The organism is Aquimarina sp. AU474, assembly GCF_900312815.1.
Lineage (GTDB): Bacteria > Bacteroidota > Bacteroidia > Flavobacteriales > Flavobacteriaceae > Aquimarina.
On sequence record NZ_OMPE01000008.1, the window covers coordinates 225,836 to 245,096 of the forward strand.

Below are 19,261 nucleotides of genomic sequence, written 5' to 3' on the forward strand. Positions count from 1 at the left end.
TGTAATCTGTAACAAATTGTTACGTCTTATTTGGTATGAAAAAACTTGCCCCACAATTTTTAGTAGTATTCTTTTTGTTTTTTGGTAGCATGACCTATGCCCAAGATTGGAAATATGATTTGGAAGAAGCATTAACTTTGGCCAAAGAAAAGGATCAAAAAATCGTTTTATTTTTTACCGGTTCTGATTGGTGTCCGCCATGTATCAAACTTGAGAGAAACCTTTTAACTAGTGATGAATTTGCTGCTTTCACATATGAAAAATATATTTGGTTAAGAGCAGATTTTCCTAGACGTAAGAAAAATAGACTTTCTCAAGAACAAAAAGCTAAAAATAAAGAATTAGCCAAACGATATAACAAGAAAAAACTATTTCCGGCAATTTTAATTCTTAACAAAGAAGGAGTAGTTCTTGGTGCTACAGGGTATAGAAGTGACTTAGATGTAAAAGGTTATATAGAATTATTGACTTCTTTTGATTCTTTTGGGAGATAGATTGATTTATAGTTGAGATTAAACTATATTCACGTTTTGATAAATTAAGAGATCAAACCATTTTGAAACTTACTATATTGGGTTGCTACTCAGCAACCCCCAGAACATTTACAAACCCTACATCTCAGGTTCTTGAAATAAATAATCATATTTTCCTTATAGATTGTGGTGAGGGAACACAGGTAGAACTTAGAAGGAATAAAATAAAATTCTCAAGAATTAAACATATTTTTATTTCACACCTTCATGGCGATCATTTTTTTGGTTTAATCGGTTTGGTTTCTACGTTTAGACTTTTAGGAAGAGACACTCCATTGCATATTCACGGGCCAAAAGGAATAAAAGAAATAATAACACTTCAATTAAAACTTTCTAATTCTTGGACAGATTTTCCTTTACATTTTCACGAATTAACGAATAAAGAATCGGAAATAATTTTTGAAGACGAAAAAGTAACAGTTTCTACTATTCCATTGCAACACAGAGTATATTGTAATGGCTTTTTATTTGTAGAGAAACCTGGCGATAGAAAACTCTTGATGAATAAGGTACAGGAACTTGAAATTGATCTAGCGTATTACCGATCTATTAAAAAAGGTAAAGATGTGGTTCTTGGTAATGGAGAGGTTATTCTAAATCAGGAATTAACCGATGATCCGAAACCTGTAAAAAGCTATGCGTATTGTAGTGATACTAGGTATGATGAGGCTAAGTTAGAGCTAATCAAAAATACTACTGTTTTGTATCATGAGTCTACGTTTTTAGAGAGTCACAAGCATTTATGTGCTAGAACAGGTCATAGTTCTGCTATCGAAGCTGCTACGATTGCTCAAAAAGCCAATGTAGAAACTTTAATTTTAGGACATTATTCTACACGATATGAAAACCTTGAACTTTTTAGAGATGAGGCTAAAACCGTTTTTGATAATGTCGAAATAGCAGATGATGGCAAAATTTTTGAGTTTTGATAATTGAATGATTAATTTTTGTCTATTTAATATGTAAATTTGAGCATAATTTCCTTATAAATTGGATGTATGAATAGAGATTTGACTAATTACAGAAAATCATATGAAAAGAGTATTCTCGATGAGAAAAACCTTCCAGATTCTCCTTTTGAGCTTTTTTCGAGATGGTTTTCGGAAGTAGAAAATGCAGGAGGAGTTGAAGAAGCAAATGCGATGACTATATCTACTATTGGTACAGATGGTTTTCCAAAGGGTCGGATAGTGTTATTAAAACACTATGACAAAAATGGCTTCGTTTTTTATTCTAATTTTCTTTCTGAGAAAGGGAGATCAATGGCAAACAATAATAAAGTATGTTTGTCCTTTTTTTGGCCAAATCTAGAACGCCAGATCATTATAAAAGGTATCGTAGAGAAAATAAATGAGGAACAAAGTATAGCTTATTTTAAATCACGTCCAATAGGCAGTCAATTAGGAGCTTGGGCTTCTAAACAAAGTGAACGTATTGAATCTAGAGAAATTCTAGAGGCAAAATTGAAATCTTTAGAAAAAGAATATAGTAAAAAAGAAATACCGAAACCACCATTTTGGGGAGGATACTGTGTAAAGCCTGTCGAATTTGAATTTTGGCAGGGTAGAGCAAATAGACTGCATGATCGTATTCGATATAAAGACATTGAAATGAACTGGAAAGCCGACAGACTGTCGCCTTAATCCATGATTACAAAATTTGACCTTCTGTTTTTGCGATATTCATTTTCTTCACAATCTTGCCCGTCTAAACAATCATTTACTGGTCTTGTTTCTCCAAACCCGACATAAGATAAAATTCTATTTCTAGAAATATTCTTGCTTACTAAGTAATTATAAATTGATTCGGCTCTTTTTTGAGATAAATCAAGATTATAATCATGATTACCACGACTATCAGAATGCGTTTCAATTTTGATAACCATATCGGGGTATTCCTTAGTCATTAAATCTACAATTTTACTTAATTCAGATTCGGCCCTAGAGGTAATATCCCATTTATCAAAATCAAAATAAATCTCATTTAGATTAATAAGATCATTAATGGTTCTATCTAAAGTGATATTAGATTGTAATGCAGTTTCAGGAGGAGTAGAGGTCTGTACAATATCTCCTGGGCTTATTCCTCCACTTTCTGTATTATTAGATTTACGCGTTTTATCATAATCCCCTGGTTGTACTTGTGCTAAACTATGTTCTAGTTTTTTCTTAGGAATTGCTACCAAACTACTAGCATTAGGGCAGTTTAATTCACTAATATCTATAGCTAACTTAAACTGATAAAAATCAGGTAAATCACATTTATTAATATGGTTATATCCCTTAGAGTATTTTACCGTTTCATTTAAAGAGCCATTAAATTCTGCAGAAACAGGTTGATCAACAACCAAAATATCGTCGATAGTAGATATAGATTCACAACTTGTATCTACTTTAACACTGTAACTAATCTCAAAAGGTTCACTATTTATTTTTACCATTTTATTTGGTACACTTAGACTTAAGGTTCTAGTCTGCTTATCAAATTTGGCTTTGATTTTCTTAGAAGGTAATACAAGTGATTTTTCTGAGAAAATTACATTTTTTGGTAATACATCCTTTATAATAGTATTTTTTGCATCATCGTTACCATCATTATAGACAGTTAGGTGGTATGTGATTTCTTGTTTCGGAGATAAAATATCGTCTGGATGAACAAATTTGTTATTAGCGTATTTTGATCTTTTAATAATATGAATCGCAGGCTCGTAAATATCAACACTAAACGCTACTGCCATTACAGAGTATCCATCATTATCTGTTGATAATCTAAATTTAGCTTCAGTTTGATTGTTTCCTATAATGCTATTTCTAATATTTTTGATGTCAAATAAATCTGCGTCATACCCTAAAGTATTTTGACTAGCAGGAACTCTTGTTTTAACATTTCTACCGTTTTCGGTAATATTGGCGTTAAAAAAGTTATTCATAGGGTTGGTGCCATCTGCCAAACTTTTATATCTATTTGTTTCGTTCGACATTACTTGGAAACGATCACCTCTAATTCCTTTATCTCCTTCATAAGCTATCACTCCAATCTTACCATGTACGGCTCCATTGGGTATAGTTTGAAAATTGTCAAATGAAAAAGCTACAGGTTTTGCTTTAGAATCAATGTTTACAAAGCCATCGTACACATAAAATCGTTTTCTTGGTTTTGTTTGATCTTCGTAGATGACAACCATAGTCCATCCACCGGCAAGACCATTACCTAAGGCTTGATCATCGTTTATAGCGGTAGTTGTAGCAGGGATGTTTGCTAGAGTGTAGGTACCAATAGGATTCTTTAAAGCTAATACTTCTTGAGTAATATCTTTAAAACATGAATATTGTTTAAACAAAGCATCATCATCATTATAATAATCATGAATTACTTGTGCGTCGGTAATCGTAGAATATGATTCTTGACCAGGATATTTTATTTGTACTGTGGTAATGTCTTGTTTTCTATTCTCATCAGCATAAGAAGCTGTCCAATATAACCCAACATGTTTTATAGTACTACACTCTGATTCAATGGCCAAATCGGCACTACTAGAATTAAAAGTAGTATCATCGTTGTCAATATCAATAAACCCCATTTTGAACTGATTATTCAGCCCTCCATCGTTATAACTTTTATTAGGATCAAATACTCCAGACCCATCATCATTACTAACTTTTCCCAGAATTGTATTAGATACAAACTTGAAATCCCCTTTAAAAGTAAACTCAGTGCGTTTCTTAAGGGGTACTTCTACTTGACCAAAGGCTATTGTAGAACAAAAGCCAAATAGTATAATAAGTAGGTTTATATCCTGAAATCGTAATAGACTTCTTTTCTTCATAATCTCTTTTTCCACTTCTTTTGTTTTTTTTACCCTAGTAATATTATGATAATTTGTGCTCATAATGTTTTGGGGGGAAAACACTCTGATTTAAGGGAAAACCGTATGTAAATTTAGATTTTAACATTTGATTTTATACGAAAAAAAACAGGTTTTCGACGTAAATACATTTTTTATCGATTAAATCCATAACTATATCATGTTCATTTTCATTGTTTTAGCTGGTTGTTCATTTTGGCTAGTGACTTATAGTTACCCTAAATAATATGCTACAAAAAAGAAACAAGATTTGATTCGTATTTTAAGAAAAGAATATTTTTATAAGTAATATTGAAAATTATTAATCCTAATCACTAAACTTGTATTGTAATAACTCTTTTTTACTAATTATATTTTAGAAAGCATGAAAAATTTATACCTAATGAGACATGCAAAATCCTCTTGGGAATTTGATTTGCCAGACGATAAACGCCCCCTTAATGCTAGAGGACTTAGAGATGCTGAATTAGTGGGAGAATACCTAAAAACACTAGATATTCCTATAGATACGGTACTTTGTAGCCCAGCAGAAAGAGCTTACCAAACTGCAAAAATTGTATTAGGGTATTTGGATCTCCCTCATAATGTATTTGGTTTAGAACCAGATCTTTATGATTTTGGTGGTAGTCAGGTTATCGAAGTTATTAAAAATTGTAATGATGAAGTTGATACTTTAATGATATTTGGACATAATCATGCATTTACATCAATAGTTAACCTTTATGGAAACGAAAGTATCGATAACTTGCCGACTGCGGGTTGTGTAGGAATAGAATTTGATGTCGATAGCTGGAAAAACATTACTGTAGGAAAAAACTTATTAAAAATCGTCCCTAAATCGTTGCGATAATGTCTGAAAAGAATACAAACCAGTATATTAATAGAGAACTAAGTTGGTTACAATTTAATGCAAGAGTATTGCAGGAAGCGGCAGATGATACTGTTCCGTTGTTGGAAAGATTACGATTTATAGGTATTTTTTCGAACAATCTTGACGAATTTTTTAAGGTAAGATATGCTACTATAAAAAGAATAGATTTAGCCGGTAAAGATGGTAAAAACGTACTTAAGGGAACCACGGCAAGTGATATGCTCGAAAAGATAACTAAGATTGTAATCAAACAACAATCTGAAAGTCTAAAAACGATTGATACAATAAAAGAAAAACTTGAATCTCATAATATTTTTGTAATAGATGAAAATCAAGTAAGTGAAGATCAAGATACGTTTATTCGTAATTATTTTGTGAACAAGGTTAGTCCAGGTTTGGTAACATATATACTTAATGACCTTGACGAATTTCCACATTTAAAGGATAGCGTAGCCTATTTGGCGGTAAAATTAGTGTTGAACGAAAAAATACCCAAAGAAGGGCGGATTTCAAAAATTTTACATCAAACAACCAAGGAAAAGATATATGCACTAATCGAAATTCCTAAAAATACAGAGAGATTCGTTGTGCTTCCAGAAAAAGATGGTAAACAATATATTATCATTTTGGATGATCTTATTCGCTATTGTATGCATATTAACTTTAGTATTTTTGATTATGCAAGTGCATCCGCTCATATGATTAAAATCACTAGAGACGCTCAATTAGATTTTGATAATGATTTGAGTAAAAGCTTTATTCAAAAAATTTCGAGCAGTGTTCGATCTAGAAGAGATGGTGAACCCGTTCGATTTGTATATGATGAAACCATTGAGAAGGACACTTTGGATTTCTTAATGGAAAAAATGGGAGTACACAATACAGATAGTATTATCCCAGGAGGGCGATACCATAATCGCAGAGATTATATGAATTTCCCAGATTTAGGTATTTCAGATTTAGTATACCAATCGATTCAACCACTTACTATTGCGGGATTAAGTTTACAAGGTAGTTTGTTAGATAAAATTGCCAAGAAGGATTATCTTCAATATACACCGTATCATACCTTTTCATATACGGTGAAATTTTTGAGAGAATCTGCAATTGACCCTAAGGTTAAGAGTATTAAAATCACCATATATAGGTTGGCTAATATTTCCCATATTGCTAGTTCACTTATTAATGCTGCCAAAAACGGAAAAAAAGTACTCGTGCAAATAGAGTTGCAAGCACGTTTTGATGAGGCTGCTAATATTCGTTATGCCGAGCAAATGCAGAGAGAAGGCGTAAATCTAATTTTTGGAGTTACTGGATTAAAAGTACACTGTAAAGCTTGCGTTATCGAAAGAGAAGAAAAAGGTAAGTTAAAACGATACGGTTTTATAAGTACGGGGAATTTTAATGAGTCTACAGCAAAAATTTATACAGATTATACTTTATTTACAACTAATGAGGCAATCCTAAAAGAAACGAATAGGGTATTCAAATTTTTCGAGATTAATTATAAAATTAATCGTTACAAGCATCTTTTAGTTTCACCACATTATACCCGATCTTCTCTTGTAAAACTTATTGATACTGAAATAAATAATAGTAAAAATGGTCTGCCAGCGCGAATTAAATTGAAACTTAATAGTCTAAGTGATTATGATATGATAGACAAGCTTTACGAAGCAAGTAGAGCTGGAGTAAAAATTGATTTGATTATTCGTGGTATATGTTGTTTGGTTCCTGGTATTGCAGGTATGAGCGAAAATATTAGGGCGATTAGCGTAGTAGATAAGTTTCTTGAACATCCAAGGCTTTATATATTCGAAAATGCGGGAGACCCAGATGTTTATATTTCTTCCGCAGACTGGATGACTCGAAATTTGGATAGAAGAGTAGAAATCTCTTGTCCTATCTATGATAAGGACATAAAATTAGAGCTTATGGAAACTTTTGATATTTGTTGGAACGACAATGTGAAGGGTAGACTACTTTCTAAAGATCAAGATAATGCGTACATTCGAAACGATAATCCTAAAGTAAGATCGCAAATCGCGACCTATGATTATTATTTACAAAAACTAGGAAATTAATTATTTTGCTAACAATAGAAAAATACGGAGCAATAGATATTGGTTCTAATGCTGTAAGATTACTAATTAGTAGTGTCCATGAAGAGGAAGGAAAAACTACTAGATTTAAAAAAACAAGTTTGGTACGAGTACCGATACGTTTGGGAGCAGATGTTTTTAAGGATAAAAGAGTTTCTGATGAAAATATCACTCGTATGATAGATGCGATGCAAGCGTATCAACTCTTGATGAAAACTCATAAGGTGATTCGCTATAAGGCATGCGCAACTTCTGCGATGCGAGAAGCCGAAAATGGAAAAGAAGTAGTACAACTCATCAAAGAAAAAACCGGGATACAAATCGATATTATTGATGGTACAGCTGAAGCTGCTATTATCGCTATGACTGATCTTAACCAATTAATTAATAGGGATGCAACTTATTTATACGTAGATGTAGGTGGTGGAAGTACAGAGTTTACTTTGTTTCATAATGGTAAGAGTATTGTTTCTAAATCTTTTAAGTTAGGTACGGTTAGATTACTTAATAATTTGGTTACCGAAGATGCATGGAGTGATGTAGAATACTGGATAAAACAAAGTACAAAAAATTACCCAAGAATATCACTTATCGGATCTGGTGGAAATATTAATAACATTTTTAAAAATAGTGGTAAAAGTACAGGTAAGTCATTATCATTCTTATACCTGAGTTCATATTATCAATTGCTTAATTCATTAACCTACGAAGAAAGAATTTGGGAGCTTAATTTAAATCAAGATAGGGCAGATGTAATACTACCGGCAACACGCATTTATCTTTCGGCTATGAAATGGAGTGGAGCAAAAGATATATACGTTCCCAAAATTGGATTATCAGACGGAATCATTAAATCGTTGTACAATGATAAACTTAATAATAATTAGTATTATATCATTAATTTAGGTTCTTTTATCGATTTTATTAATGATATTTTGCGTTATAAAATCCTGAATTATCAAAAAAAACGTTTTTTTTGTATTAAATTATCACCAAAATCCCATGTTATGAACAAAACTTTACTTTTTACTTTGACTATCCTTTTAGCATTTACTTTTGGAGCTATAGCTCAGGATAATTCTTATGGTATACGATTAGGAGCCAATTTAAGTTCGATTAGTTCTGACGATATACCGGCTAACTTAGAAGATAGTCGTTTTGGAATTGTTGTTGGTTTTTTGGCAGAATACCCAATCACAGAAAAAGTAAGTGTTCAACCAGAATTTCAATACTCTTCTCAAGGTAACGATGATGAGACACTACGGGTTGATTATTTGCAATTACCAATATTATTGAAATATAATTTTTCGAATACATTTAATGTACATATTGGCCCGCAAGTAGGCCTAAAAATATGGGAGTGGGAAGATAACGCCGGAATTGATGCGAATTTTAATACATTTGATTTTACTGCTTTAGCAGGTGTTGGAGTAAACATTACCGAAAGCTTTTTTGCTGATTTACGCTATGGTTTTGGATTATCTAATATTATTGATGATGAAGGTATCCCTGGAGGGGCCGAAGGAAATAATAGAAATATTCAATTATCGTTTGGATATAGACTCTAATATTTATCACCACCATATCCAATAAGTTTTAGAAATAAAAGCCATTTTGAGGTTTACCAAAACTTGTATAAATCGAAATAGTTCTTTTTTAAAATAATAGTATTGTTATTATTACATTCTATCAAAAACTTACGTTTAAATTCATTGATAATTTTATTGGTAATTACTCTCGATGCTCTAATGTATGCCGATAATTCGTCTTGAGTAAATGGAAAAAAAATACAGATAGACTTATCCGGAAATTTGTGCACCTCAAATTTGTCTTTAAATTCCTCAATGGTCTGCACAAGTCTTTGTTCTACAAATCTATTTTGTAATATGCGTATTCTTTTTTCTAGCATAGAATATTCCTTTCCAATCATGGAACAGATTTCTTTATGTAAAATGGTGTGTTTTTCAATAACTGATCTTACCACAGAAAATTCAAATTCGTATACCATAGTTTTCAAGTAAATCGACTCATAGTTATACTTAAAACTAGACTCACAAAATATTCGATTTGTTCCAAAATGCTCGTTCTTAGCCAAAATAGTAATAATGATTTCTTCCCCTAATTCGTTTAAGTAACTCATCTTTACTACACCACTTTTGATAAGATATATTCTTTTGGGGTTTATTTCATGAGCGTACCTGATTACTTCATTTTTATGGTACTCATTACATTCATACAATCCATCTTGAATTAAAAGATCGAATAATTTAATAGCCATAAGAGTAAATGGTTTGACATTAATACTGATGACTGACTACTAAAGTTTGTTAAATAATTATGGTATTAACATATAATTAAGTGTTTTATTATCATTTTCACATCAATTTTTTGAGTGAAGCGCATAATTTTTTCAAATTATTAATTAAAATTAAAATATTTCGGTGTTAGAATGTTTACAACACTTTTTTTGAGGTAACGATAATTTCGAGAGGAATATTAAATCTTAAAACCTCTTAAACTTATGAAACACAAAAGTTCTAAATTTCGGGATAAATCATCTGTTTCCCTTCCTTCGTACATAACCATTTCAAATCGGATTATTTTCAAATCAGATTGTTGGTAGTTTTTATTTATTATGGAAACTACAGTTTCTCGTGTAAACTCTGAAGCAGAGTTTTACGAAGATTATGGAATATCGGCAAAAGTCGGTAGAAACACATTTGTAAAAGAAGCTTATAAAAACCTTAATCTATCTGAACAATATCTTTTTCAAAGATTTGGCCAGGGATCTATAACTCAGATTCCATACCAATGCATTCATCATGCTTTTCAAGCTCAAGTGATTGCCCACCCATCAGAAATAGCCGTTAACCATTTAGGAAAAACGATTACCTATAAAGAGTTACACGATAAATCAAATCTATTAGCATTAAAACTTATTGCAAATGGAGTAAAAATTGGTGATAATGTAGGTCTTTTTGTTCAACGATCTATACCTATGGTGGTTGGGATTTTAGCAATTCTAAAGGCTGGAGCTGCCTATGTGCCACAACATATTGGATTAGCCCCAGAAAATCAGTTAAAATATGTAATTCAAACCGCATCAATTAATGTAATTCTCACTTTGTCGGCTTATGAGCATTTGGTTCCTGATTTTCCGAATAAAAAGATAATTAGCATAGATACGTTTTTTGAAGAAAATAAAAATATTCATAAACCGGTCAAACTTCCAGAAATTAATGTCACCAAAAATGAAGTGTGCTATATTATTTATACTTCTGGTACCACAGGAATGCCGAATGGAGTACAGGTAACTCATGGTAATTTATGTAATATGTTACTTACAGATCCTGGTAATTTGGGGATGAGACCTGGACTTAAAGTAGGACAGATTTTAAGTATAGCCTTTGATATGTCTGTTTGGGAAATTTTGGGAGCTTTGTGTAATGGGGCAACACTTGTAATACGAGGGAAGAATATAGAAGAAACGGTTAACCAAGTGGATATTGTTATTTCTACCCCGACAATTTTAAGTTCTTTAGATATAGATCGTTGTAGAAATATTAAAGTGGCTGCAGTTGCAGGAGAACCATGCCCCAGAATTTTGGCAGAAAAGTGGTCAAGTTTCTGTGCTTTTTATAACTCATGTGGCCCAACTGAAACTACCATTATAAATACAGCACAACGTTTTTTTCCAACCGATCAAATATTGTCTATAGGGAAACCTATGCCTAATAACACTGTATATGTTTTGGACGAAAACTTAAATCCATGTGCTATAGGTGAAGCAGGTGAGATGTGGGCAGGTGGATATTGCGTATCCAAAGGGTATATTAATAATAAGGAACTAACAAAAGAGAGATATGTTGAAGATCCTTTTTTGGGTGGAGGAAAAAAGATGTTTAGAACTAGAGATATTGGTAGATGGACTGCCGATGGTGAATTAGAACATTTAGGAAGAACCGATGATCAAGTAAAAATATGCGGTTTTAGAGTAGAATTGGATTCTATATCATCTATTGTCGAAAAAATGCCAAATGCTAAAAGGGCAGTAACATTAAAAGTTGATAATAGAACATTAGCTACGTTTATAAGCCCTGATACGATTGATAAGGATGAAGTGAAGGATAAAATAGCAGATGCATTACCATATTATTGTGTTCCTGAGGTGGTAATTACGATGTCAGAATTACCCATGACCAATAGAGGTAAAATTGACAAAAGAAAACTATTGAATGTGTTATCATCTAACCATAATGAAAAGGCAGCAAATAATTTAGACTCAAAAATGGATACTGTAATAATAGAAACTAGTACATATCAAAAAGAAAATGAAGAAATTCCGGATCTAAGTAGCGTACAGTTACCCAAGCAAAAAAAATATTTTAGTCGCATATGGAAAGGAGAAACTTTAATGCATTATTATCGATTGTTTGTACTATTTCTACTAGTTAATACTACTTTAATTATTTATGGAGTAAATACAGGCGATTGGTGGGCAAAAGAGAATCTTCGATTAGATGTAATTTCGAAAATTTCACTTATTAATTTTACGATTGGTATTCTTATTAGACAGCAATATATAATCAATTTTCTATTTTGGTTAGCTACTAGTATTCCAACAAGTTGGCCGTTATCTATACGTAGAAGAGCCGGAAAGATATATCATTTTGGAGGCATACATATAGGAGGAAATGTAAGTGGTACAATTTGGTTTTTATTATTTGTAGGTTCTTTATTCTATAACTTTTTTCAAAACCCCAATTCAAATTTAAATGAGATTTCTTTGCTTTGGGTGACAACAATTCTTTCGGGTATATTGATATTCATGATTATTATGGCATTACCCAAATTAAGGGCGAAACATCATAATAATTTTGAAAAATCACATCGTTTTGGTGGTTGGTCTGCTTTACTTCTATTTTGGGTACAAATGATACTTGTAATACAAGAACAAAATCAGGAGTTAAGTTTTTTAGAGGCAATATTTAATTCTTTAAACTTTTGGTTATTGGTTATTATTACGGCCAGTATAGCATTACCATGGTTACGGTTAAAAAAAGTGAAAGTTAATATAACTAGACCTTCTAATCATGTGATTTTGGCTAGGTTTAATTATGGCGAAACACCATTTGCTGGCTCATCAACTGCAATTAGTAGAAATCCATTAATGGAATGGCATTCTTTTGCTAATGTTCCAGAACCAGGAAGGGATGGGTTTAGATTAACTATTTCGCGAGCAGGAGATTGGACTGGCAAGTTGATTGATGATATACCAAAACATGTGTGGGTCAAAGGGATTACTACAGCAGGAGTGGGTAACGTAGATAAACTTTTTAAAAAAGTGATATGGGTTGCTACGGGAAGTGGAATAGGACCTTGCTTACCGCACTTGTTCTCTATGGAAACAGCATCCAGATTGATATGGGCGACCAGAAACCCTAGAAAAACATATGGTGACGAACTTGTAGACGAGATTCTGGCGGTACAGCCAGAAGCACTTATATGGGATACAGACGCTCATGGTAAACCAGATATGGTAAAATTAGCATATAAGGCTTATAAAGAATTTGATGCCGAAGCAATAATATGTATTTCTAATAAGAAATTAACCTGGAAAGTAGTCTACGGAATGGAAAGCCGAGGAATTCCCGCATATGGAGCGATATGGGATTCATAAACAATAACAGAAAGTAAAATACCTCTTTCCCTTTTACTAAGTATAAACTTTAGTTTTTGATAAAATAATCAATGTTTTACACGGATTGTACTGTCAAAGCTATGTCTAAAAATAAATTTATGAATATAAAAATTGAACACAGAAAACGGGTAGTTCTCATCACATTAGATCGTCCTAGAGCGTTAAATGCTTTGAATTCGGATGTAATGGAAGAGCTTATTTCTAGTATGCAAGAACTAGATAAAAGGCAAGATATAGGTTGTTTTGTAATTACCGGATCAAAAAAGGCTTTTGCTGCAGGAGCAGACATTATAGAAATGTCTGGTAAATCTTTCTTGGATATGTACAACGAAGATTATTTTTCAAGGTGGGAAGCCTTTGCAAATATACGTACTCCTAAAATTGCAGCTGTTGCAGGCTATGCTCTTGGAGGAGGATGTGAGCTCGCCATGATGTGCGATATTATTTACGCATCTGATACTGCAAAGTTTGGTCAGCCCGAAATAAAATTAGGGGTGATCCCTGGTATAGGAGGTACACAACGACTCACCAAAGCCGTAGGTAAATATAAAGCTATGGATTTGATTCTTACTGGTAGATTAATGGGAGCGATCGAAGCTGAGCAATCAGGATTGGTAGCTAAAGTTTTCCCTGATGATCGATTGGTAAATGAAGTTCTCGATATAGCCAAAACGATATCATCGTACAGTAAAACGACTTCTATGGTCGCAAAAGAAACTATAGATCGTGCGTTAGAGTTGAGTCTTCGAGAGGGGGTTCTATACGAAAGAAGAGCTTTCCATTCACTTTTTGCTACAGAACATCAAAAAGAAGGTATGAGTGCTTTTACAGAAAAGCGAGCTCCTGATTTTCATATTCCAAACGAAAAAGAAGTTTCAACATCATTTTAAAAATTCAAAATAGAGTTAATACAAACTCTATTCACAAAATAAATATCATGAAAAAAGTCATCATATTATGCATTTGTTTATGCTTATATTACAATGTATCTAATGCTCAAGATCAAGAGCAAAAACAAGAAAAAAACAAAACACATTTTGCAGTTAAAATCATACAAAATAGCGTCGCGGGTTTCTCTCCTTTATTTGTTGGAAGTTTTGAAACCAATAAGAATTTTGATATCACTTTTTACAGTATGTTTTGGACCAATACGGCATTCGGAAACTTAGAATCGGGTAGTGATCAATTGCTTGAAACCGGTGTAGGCTTAGGGTTTAAACTTATGAAAGGAAGTTTGTATTTAAATCCAGGGGTTGGTTTTGCTCATGGAAAGTTCTTTTCTACCGTAGGAGGAACCTTGGTAGGAGAAGCCATTATACCAAATACTTTTATGGCATACCACGATTCTATTTTTGATTTTGAAGCATATATAGCGTATTACAAATCGTTACGAAACCGAGAAGATATATCTACTAGAGACCTTTTTCTTTTTTGGGCTGCACCAGGCATTAATGTTAGTGACAGGGTGGTTTTAGGAGGTTTTTTTGAGGAGCTTGCTTTTATGGGGCTTGAAGACGATACGATACCAGAAAAAAATATACAAGTATATAGATTTCTAGGCGGATCCATAAAACTAAAAATGGATAGTGGAATCGCTTTTAGATTCTCTGCAGGAGCCAACTTAGTTACCGATGTAGGGGCTTCTGATGAGTTTTATAAAGTATCGGCATTTATTCCATTCTAAAGTGTAGAGCAATTAGAAAATACTTCACGGATAACCACAGGAGATAAAAAACAAATTTAAGTGTTAATCTATGATCAATGAATTAGTAGTTATGGGGTTAAAGATCCGTTTTCACTGTTCAGGTTTATATTTTTTATCTGCATGTGAAGTAATGAATAAGGCTATCATCGATAGCCTTATTCTAATTTTTTATATGTATATACTAACTAACCGTGTATACTTTCTTTTTTACTTAAGTTCTTCATGATTTTGGCTTCATAGGTGAGTAAATCCTGCCATTTTTTATCAACTTCTTCTCGATCTCCATATTGTCTTGCAAAACCAAGAAACATGGTGTAATGGTTTGCTTCGCTAACCATGAGGTCTTTATAAAATTTGGATAATTCTTTATCTTCAAGTTCTTCAGACAATAATTTAAACCTCTCACAACTCCTGGCTTCAATTAGTGCAGCGTATAATAAGCGGTGAACTAACTGAGTTGTTCTACTGCCTCCTTTAGGGAAAAAAGTTATTAACTGGATTACGTATTCATCTTTTCTATCTCTACCCAAAATCCAACCTCGTTCTAATATTTTGTCATGTACCATTTTAAAATGACTAATTTCTTCTTTTACAAGTTTAGTCATTTCTTGAACGAGCTCGGTATACTCAGGAAAACTTACAATAAGCGATATCGCTGTAGATGTTGCTTTTTGCTCACAATAGGCGTGATCGGTAAGTATTTCTTCAATGTTCTTTTCAACTATATTAACCCATCGTGGGTCTGTAGGGAGTTTTAAACCAAGCATCCTAAATGTTTTATGATTATTAATTCACCTCTACGTAATGGGTGATCAATATTTAGAATACAAAGATATTTATATTATAAACATCATCTTAATGTTTTTATGATTTCAATAAAGAAACTTACTTTTCTTATTATTATTTGGATGTAGAAAGTGAAGTGTCAAAGGTTTAACTATTGATTGAGATTAAATAAATTAAAACCTAAAGCCCTTAAGAACCTTAGGTTTTAAAAATCATTTACAAGATATTTTAATTATCCTCTTCTTTTTTAGAGTTAAGTTTTATAAGTTTTTCTTCACCTTTTTTGATGCCAGATCTAACTTTGGTAACCCTGTCTTGATGCTTTTTAAGCTTTTCTTCTATTTCGCTTACTTTGGTCATTTTTTCATTGTATTCTTCGTCTGTAATTTCGCCAGCTTCTTTTTGAGCTAGTAAACGATCCTTAGTTTTCTGAATTTTATCAGTTCCTTTACTATTGCGTTTTTCTAAAAAAGCTAATTTTTCTTTTTTGTTTTCAATTCTACCTTGAACAACATTTGCTTTTTCATTTTTAAATTCAACTCTTTTAACTTTTAACTTTTTCCTTTCTTCCTTTGTAGCATCTTTGTACGCACGTAGTTTTTCTTTTAGTTCTGGGTTGGCTTCTAGGTAGTTTTTCTTTTCTTCGGCGGTCATTCCTTTCATTTTTTCATGATGCTCACCCAATATTGCCTTTTTACCTTCTTTAAGTTCTTTTTTAGCTTCTTTAATCTCACCTTTTTTGGCTTTCATTTCTTCCTTCTTCTCCTTCACTTTTTCTCGTTTCGCCTTCATCTCCTCCTTCTTCTGCTTCACTTTTTCTTTTCGTTCTTTTACAACTTCTTCAGATTTCTGGGCATTTGTAATTCCGACAGACCCAATAATCATTAATACTACTAGTAAATATTTTGAAAGTTTCATAGATGTATCTTTTTATAGGTTGTCTAATTCATTTAAGGCGTTATCAATTTCTTTCGCTTCTTTTTCCAAAGAATCAAAATCCTTGTCGATTTCTTGATCAACGGTTTCGATCTGTTCATTTAATTTGGCAGCTTCTTCAACTTTCTTTTTCTCTTCTTCCGCTTTTTTGTCAACACATGCTATCAAAAAAAATCCCAAAGAGAATATTGTTAAAAATGTTTTTTTCATGTCATACTATATTTAGGTTAGTTTATACCCTGAATATAGTTATATTTTTGTTCATAATCACGTTTTAAATCTAGTTTAATTTTTGGTATTGATCTAATTTTCAAGGAATAAGGAAGTGAATGTTCTAAGGTAATTCCAGAATGTAATCAATAGTATCTACAACCATTTTTGCGTTCTCTTTTGTAAAACATAATGGAGGTTTGGTTTTGAGAACATTGTTATATGGGCCGTCGGTGCTAATAAGGATATGGTTATGTCTTAGTTTGTTTTTGATATTTTGTGCTAAGGCTGTATTAGGTTCGTGGGTGTTTTCCTTTATGATTTCAATTCCTAGAAACAACCCCGACCCTCTAACATCCCCAATACATACGTGTTTTTCTTGAAGTTTAATGAATAGAGATTTATAATAGTCTCCAACGATCTTTGCGTTTTGTTGTAATTTTTCATGATCAATTGTTTCTATAACCGATAAAGCTATAGCACAAGAAACTGGATTGCCGCCAAATGAGCTAAAAAACTCAACTCCTTTACCAAAAGATTCTGCTATTTCATCTGTACATATAACAGCACCCATAGGGTGTCCGTTGGCCATTGGTTTTCCAACAATAACAATGTCTGGAATTACTTCTTGTGCTTCATAACCCCAATAATGATCTCCTAAACGACCAAAACCTGTTTGCACTTCATCACTTATGCATACTCCTCCCTGGTTTCTTATTGCAGGGTAAATTTCTTTTAAGTATCCTTTGGCTAAGGGTACTTGTCCACCACAACCAACAATAGGTTCTGCAATAAATAAGGCTATTGGATCTGTTGAGTCTTTTATTAATTCGATGGCATCATTTGCATATTTTGATCCAGCATCTTGTGTAGTATATTTCCCTTTGTAAGTATCCGGAATAACAGTCTTTAAAACATGGTTTTTTTGACCTTCACCTTTTGGATTATTAAACTTATAGTCACTAATGTCGATTGCAGCTTGCGTATTACCATGATACCCATGCTCGACGACCATTACTTTTTTAAGTTTGGTATGTGCCTTTGCCATTCGAATTGCCAAATCAGTTGCAGCACTTCCAGAATTTACAAAATATACCTTGTTTAGTGAATTCGGGAATTTTGAAAGTAATTTCTCAGAATAATCCGTTAATAGGTCATAAATATATCTAGTATTGGTGTTGAGTTTTGCAATTTGGCGTTGCCCCGCGTCTACGACTTTAGGGTGCGAATGACCAACATGAGGAATATTATTGTAAGCATCTAAAAAAGTGTTACCGTAACTGTCGTACATATATTGAAACGCAGAACGATCCATATAAATGGGTTCTTGGTAGCTAAGAGATAGAATAGGACTTGTATATCGATACCTTTTTTCTATGATTTTATTTACCTTTTGTGATTGTTTTAAAGGTAGATCAATTGCAGATCTAAATTTATTCTCGGCTTCTATTGGGTTAATTGTTAACCAAATATGTAACATGTTCCATGCATTTTTTTCACTAATCGAAGCATACGCATTATCTGGATTTATTTTTTTAGAATGAGCAGAATTACAAACACTTATACATAGCCTTGCAGCAATGAGGTAATATAGGGTTTGAATTTCAATTTCTTCTAAAGGTAGTACTCCATGATATGCTTCAATAATGTAACACGCCCATAGTAACGGTTTTTCTTTATCGTAGCAACCATAAGTAATGGCTACGGCTAGTTCATTAACAAGAGGAGAATAAGCCAAATCTCCAAAATCAATAATACCAGAAACTGTATTGTTTTTAACGAGTATATTCCATTCGTTGGCATCATTATGAATAATTTGTTTTCTTAACTTATGAAGAACAGGTGTCACATTTTCCTCAAATTGTTGAAAAAAATAAAGTACCGTATTTCTATCTTTGACATTAACGATATCATTAATATATTTTTTATTTAAGAGCAAGTATTGAATATCCCATTCCCAACACCTTGACTGTATTGTATAATTTGTAATCTTTTCAAGATATATATCCATTTGTGCAAGAAAAACTCCAAGAGATTGAAACAGTTCTTTTGTAGATTCGACATTCCCGATAAACGTACCGTCAAGAAAAGATAAAGCTCTATATATAGATTTTTTATGATCCCTTGTATTGATCTTAATAGTCAACTCATCTATGAATTCTATGGGAATAGGAAACTTGCTAGGATCATTTTTATTGATAGCAAAGAGAATTTCAGTTTCTGCTTTAAGAAGATCGAGCAATTCTTGAGTATATGGATATGTTTTAAAAATGCATTTATTGTTTTCTGATTTTATCAGATAATTAATGTTATCGTACCCTACAAGTTTCTTAATTTCAAAATCAACTAATCCAAAAAGGTTCTGTATCAGCTTGTTCATAATAAAGCAGTATTTAAGCTTTAAATATACTCATTTTGTGAACTACTATGTTGGTTTTAAAGCAATGAAAGATTTATAATGAATTTGACTTTTAATTGGATGTGATACATAAAATTTGTTGAATAAAAGGTATAGGTCCTCCTTTTAATAGTCAACTTTATTTTTTGAAATA

The 19,261-nt window shown here is 32.4% G+C and carries 16 protein-coding genes; 10 read left to right on the forward strand and 6 right to left on the reverse strand.

Annotated features, from left to right (window positions below):
- The first annotated feature begins 35 nt into the window (after positions 1–35).
- The 3 genes from DK508_RS10820 (at position 36) to pdxH (ending at position 2,176) form a co-directional block, all read left to right on the forward strand.
- Positions 36–494 (forward strand): thioredoxin family protein, encoded by a 459-nt coding sequence (locus tag DK508_RS10820; protein WP_109300782.1) that lies wholly within the window; start codon positions 36–38, stop codon positions 492–494.
- Positions 495–556: 62 nt separating this feature from the next.
- Complete coding sequence (locus DK508_RS10825) at positions 557–1,462, forward strand: ribonuclease Z (protein ID WP_109300783.1); 906 nt, start codon at positions 557–559, stop codon at positions 1,460–1,462.
- 69 nt (positions 1,463–1,531) lie between these two features.
- Positions 1,532–2,176, forward strand: coding sequence for a pyridoxamine 5'-phosphate oxidase (pdxH, locus tag DK508_RS10830; RefSeq protein ID WP_109300784.1), 645 nt, complete (start codon positions 1,532–1,534; stop codon positions 2,174–2,176).
- On the opposite strand, the gene DK508_RS10835 is transcribed toward pdxH, so the two are convergent.
- Positions 2,173–4,422, reverse strand: coding sequence for an OmpA family protein (locus DK508_RS10835; RefSeq protein WP_109300785.1), 2,250 nt, complete (start codon positions 4,420–4,422; stop codon positions 2,173–2,175). The genes pdxH and DK508_RS10835 overlap by 4 nt on opposite strands.
- A gap of 340 nt (positions 4,423–4,762) precedes the next feature.
- Between DK508_RS10835 and DK508_RS10840 the strand changes: the two genes are divergently transcribed.
- The 4 genes from DK508_RS10840 (at position 4,763) to DK508_RS10855 (ending at position 8,939) form a co-directional block, all read left to right on the forward strand.
- Entirely contained in the window at positions 4,763–5,248 is a 486-nt protein-coding gene (locus DK508_RS10840) for a histidine phosphatase family protein (RefSeq protein ID WP_109300786.1), read from the forward strand.
- Complete coding sequence (gene ppk1, locus DK508_RS10845) at positions 5,248–7,353, forward strand: polyphosphate kinase 1 (protein WP_109300787.1); 2,106 nt, start codon at positions 5,248–5,250, stop codon at positions 7,351–7,353. Before DK508_RS10840 ends, ppk1 begins: the two co-directional genes overlap by 1 nt.
- A gap of 5 nt (positions 7,354–7,358) precedes the next feature.
- The gene (locus tag DK508_RS10850) at positions 7,359–8,258 is read left to right on the forward strand and encodes an exopolyphosphatase (protein WP_109300788.1); all 900 of its coding nucleotides are present in this window, start codon (positions 7,359–7,361) and stop codon (positions 8,256–8,258) included.
- Positions 8,259–8,378: 120 nt separating this feature from the next.
- Positions 8,379–8,939, forward strand: coding sequence for a porin family protein (locus tag DK508_RS10855; protein ID WP_109300789.1), 561 nt, complete (start codon positions 8,379–8,381; stop codon positions 8,937–8,939).
- A gap of 53 nt (positions 8,940–8,992) precedes the next feature.
- On the opposite strand, the gene DK508_RS10860 is transcribed toward DK508_RS10855, so the two are convergent.
- Positions 8,993–9,649 (reverse strand): Crp/Fnr family transcriptional regulator, encoded by a 657-nt coding sequence (locus DK508_RS10860; RefSeq protein ID WP_109300790.1) that lies wholly within the window; start codon positions 9,647–9,649, stop codon positions 8,993–8,995.
- Positions 9,650–10,006: 357 nt separating this feature from the next.
- Between DK508_RS10860 and DK508_RS21345 the strand changes: the two genes are divergently transcribed.
- From DK508_RS21345 to DK508_RS10880, 3 genes are all read left to right on the forward strand, one after another.
- Positions 10,007–13,051 carry an amino acid adenylation domain-containing protein gene (locus tag DK508_RS21345; protein WP_200831864.1) on the forward strand — a complete coding sequence of 1,015 codons (3,045 nt, stop codon included), beginning with the start codon at positions 10,007–10,009 and terminating at the stop codon, positions 13,049–13,051.
- A 119-nt stretch (positions 13,052–13,170) separates the two neighbouring features.
- Complete coding sequence (locus DK508_RS10875; protein ID WP_109301319.1) at positions 13,171–13,962, forward strand: enoyl-CoA hydratase; 792 nt, start codon at positions 13,171–13,173, stop codon at positions 13,960–13,962.
- 47 nt (positions 13,963–14,009) lie between these two features.
- A complete protein-coding gene (locus DK508_RS10880; protein WP_109300791.1) occupies positions 14,010–14,756 on the forward strand; it encodes a DUF6733 family protein in 747 nt (248 codons plus the stop codon).
- 206 nt (positions 14,757–14,962) lie between these two features.
- Here the strand turns inward: DK508_RS10880 and DK508_RS10885 are convergent, their stop codons facing one another.
- From DK508_RS10885 to DK508_RS10900, 4 genes are all read right to left on the reverse strand, one after another.
- Positions 14,963–15,544 (reverse strand): tRNA-(ms[2]io[6]A)-hydroxylase, encoded by a 582-nt coding sequence (locus DK508_RS10885; RefSeq protein ID WP_109300792.1) that lies wholly within the window; start codon positions 15,542–15,544, stop codon positions 14,963–14,965.
- Positions 15,545–15,791: 247 nt separating this feature from the next.
- Positions 15,792–16,481: a hypothetical protein gene (locus DK508_RS10890; RefSeq protein WP_160114651.1), complete on the reverse strand. Its 690-nt coding sequence runs from the start codon at positions 16,479–16,481 to the stop codon at positions 15,792–15,794.
- 12 nt (positions 16,482–16,493) lie between these two features.
- The gene (locus tag DK508_RS10895) at positions 16,494–16,709 is read right to left on the reverse strand and encodes a hypothetical protein (RefSeq protein ID WP_109300794.1); all 216 of its coding nucleotides are present in this window, start codon (positions 16,707–16,709) and stop codon (positions 16,494–16,496) included.
- Between the two features lie 124 nt (positions 16,710–16,833).
- On the reverse strand, positions 16,834–19,089 hold the full coding sequence (locus DK508_RS10900; protein ID WP_109300795.1) for an aminotransferase class III-fold pyridoxal phosphate-dependent enzyme: 2,256 nt from the start codon (positions 19,087–19,089) through the stop codon (positions 16,834–16,836).
- Positions 19,090–19,261: the final 172 nt, after the last annotated feature.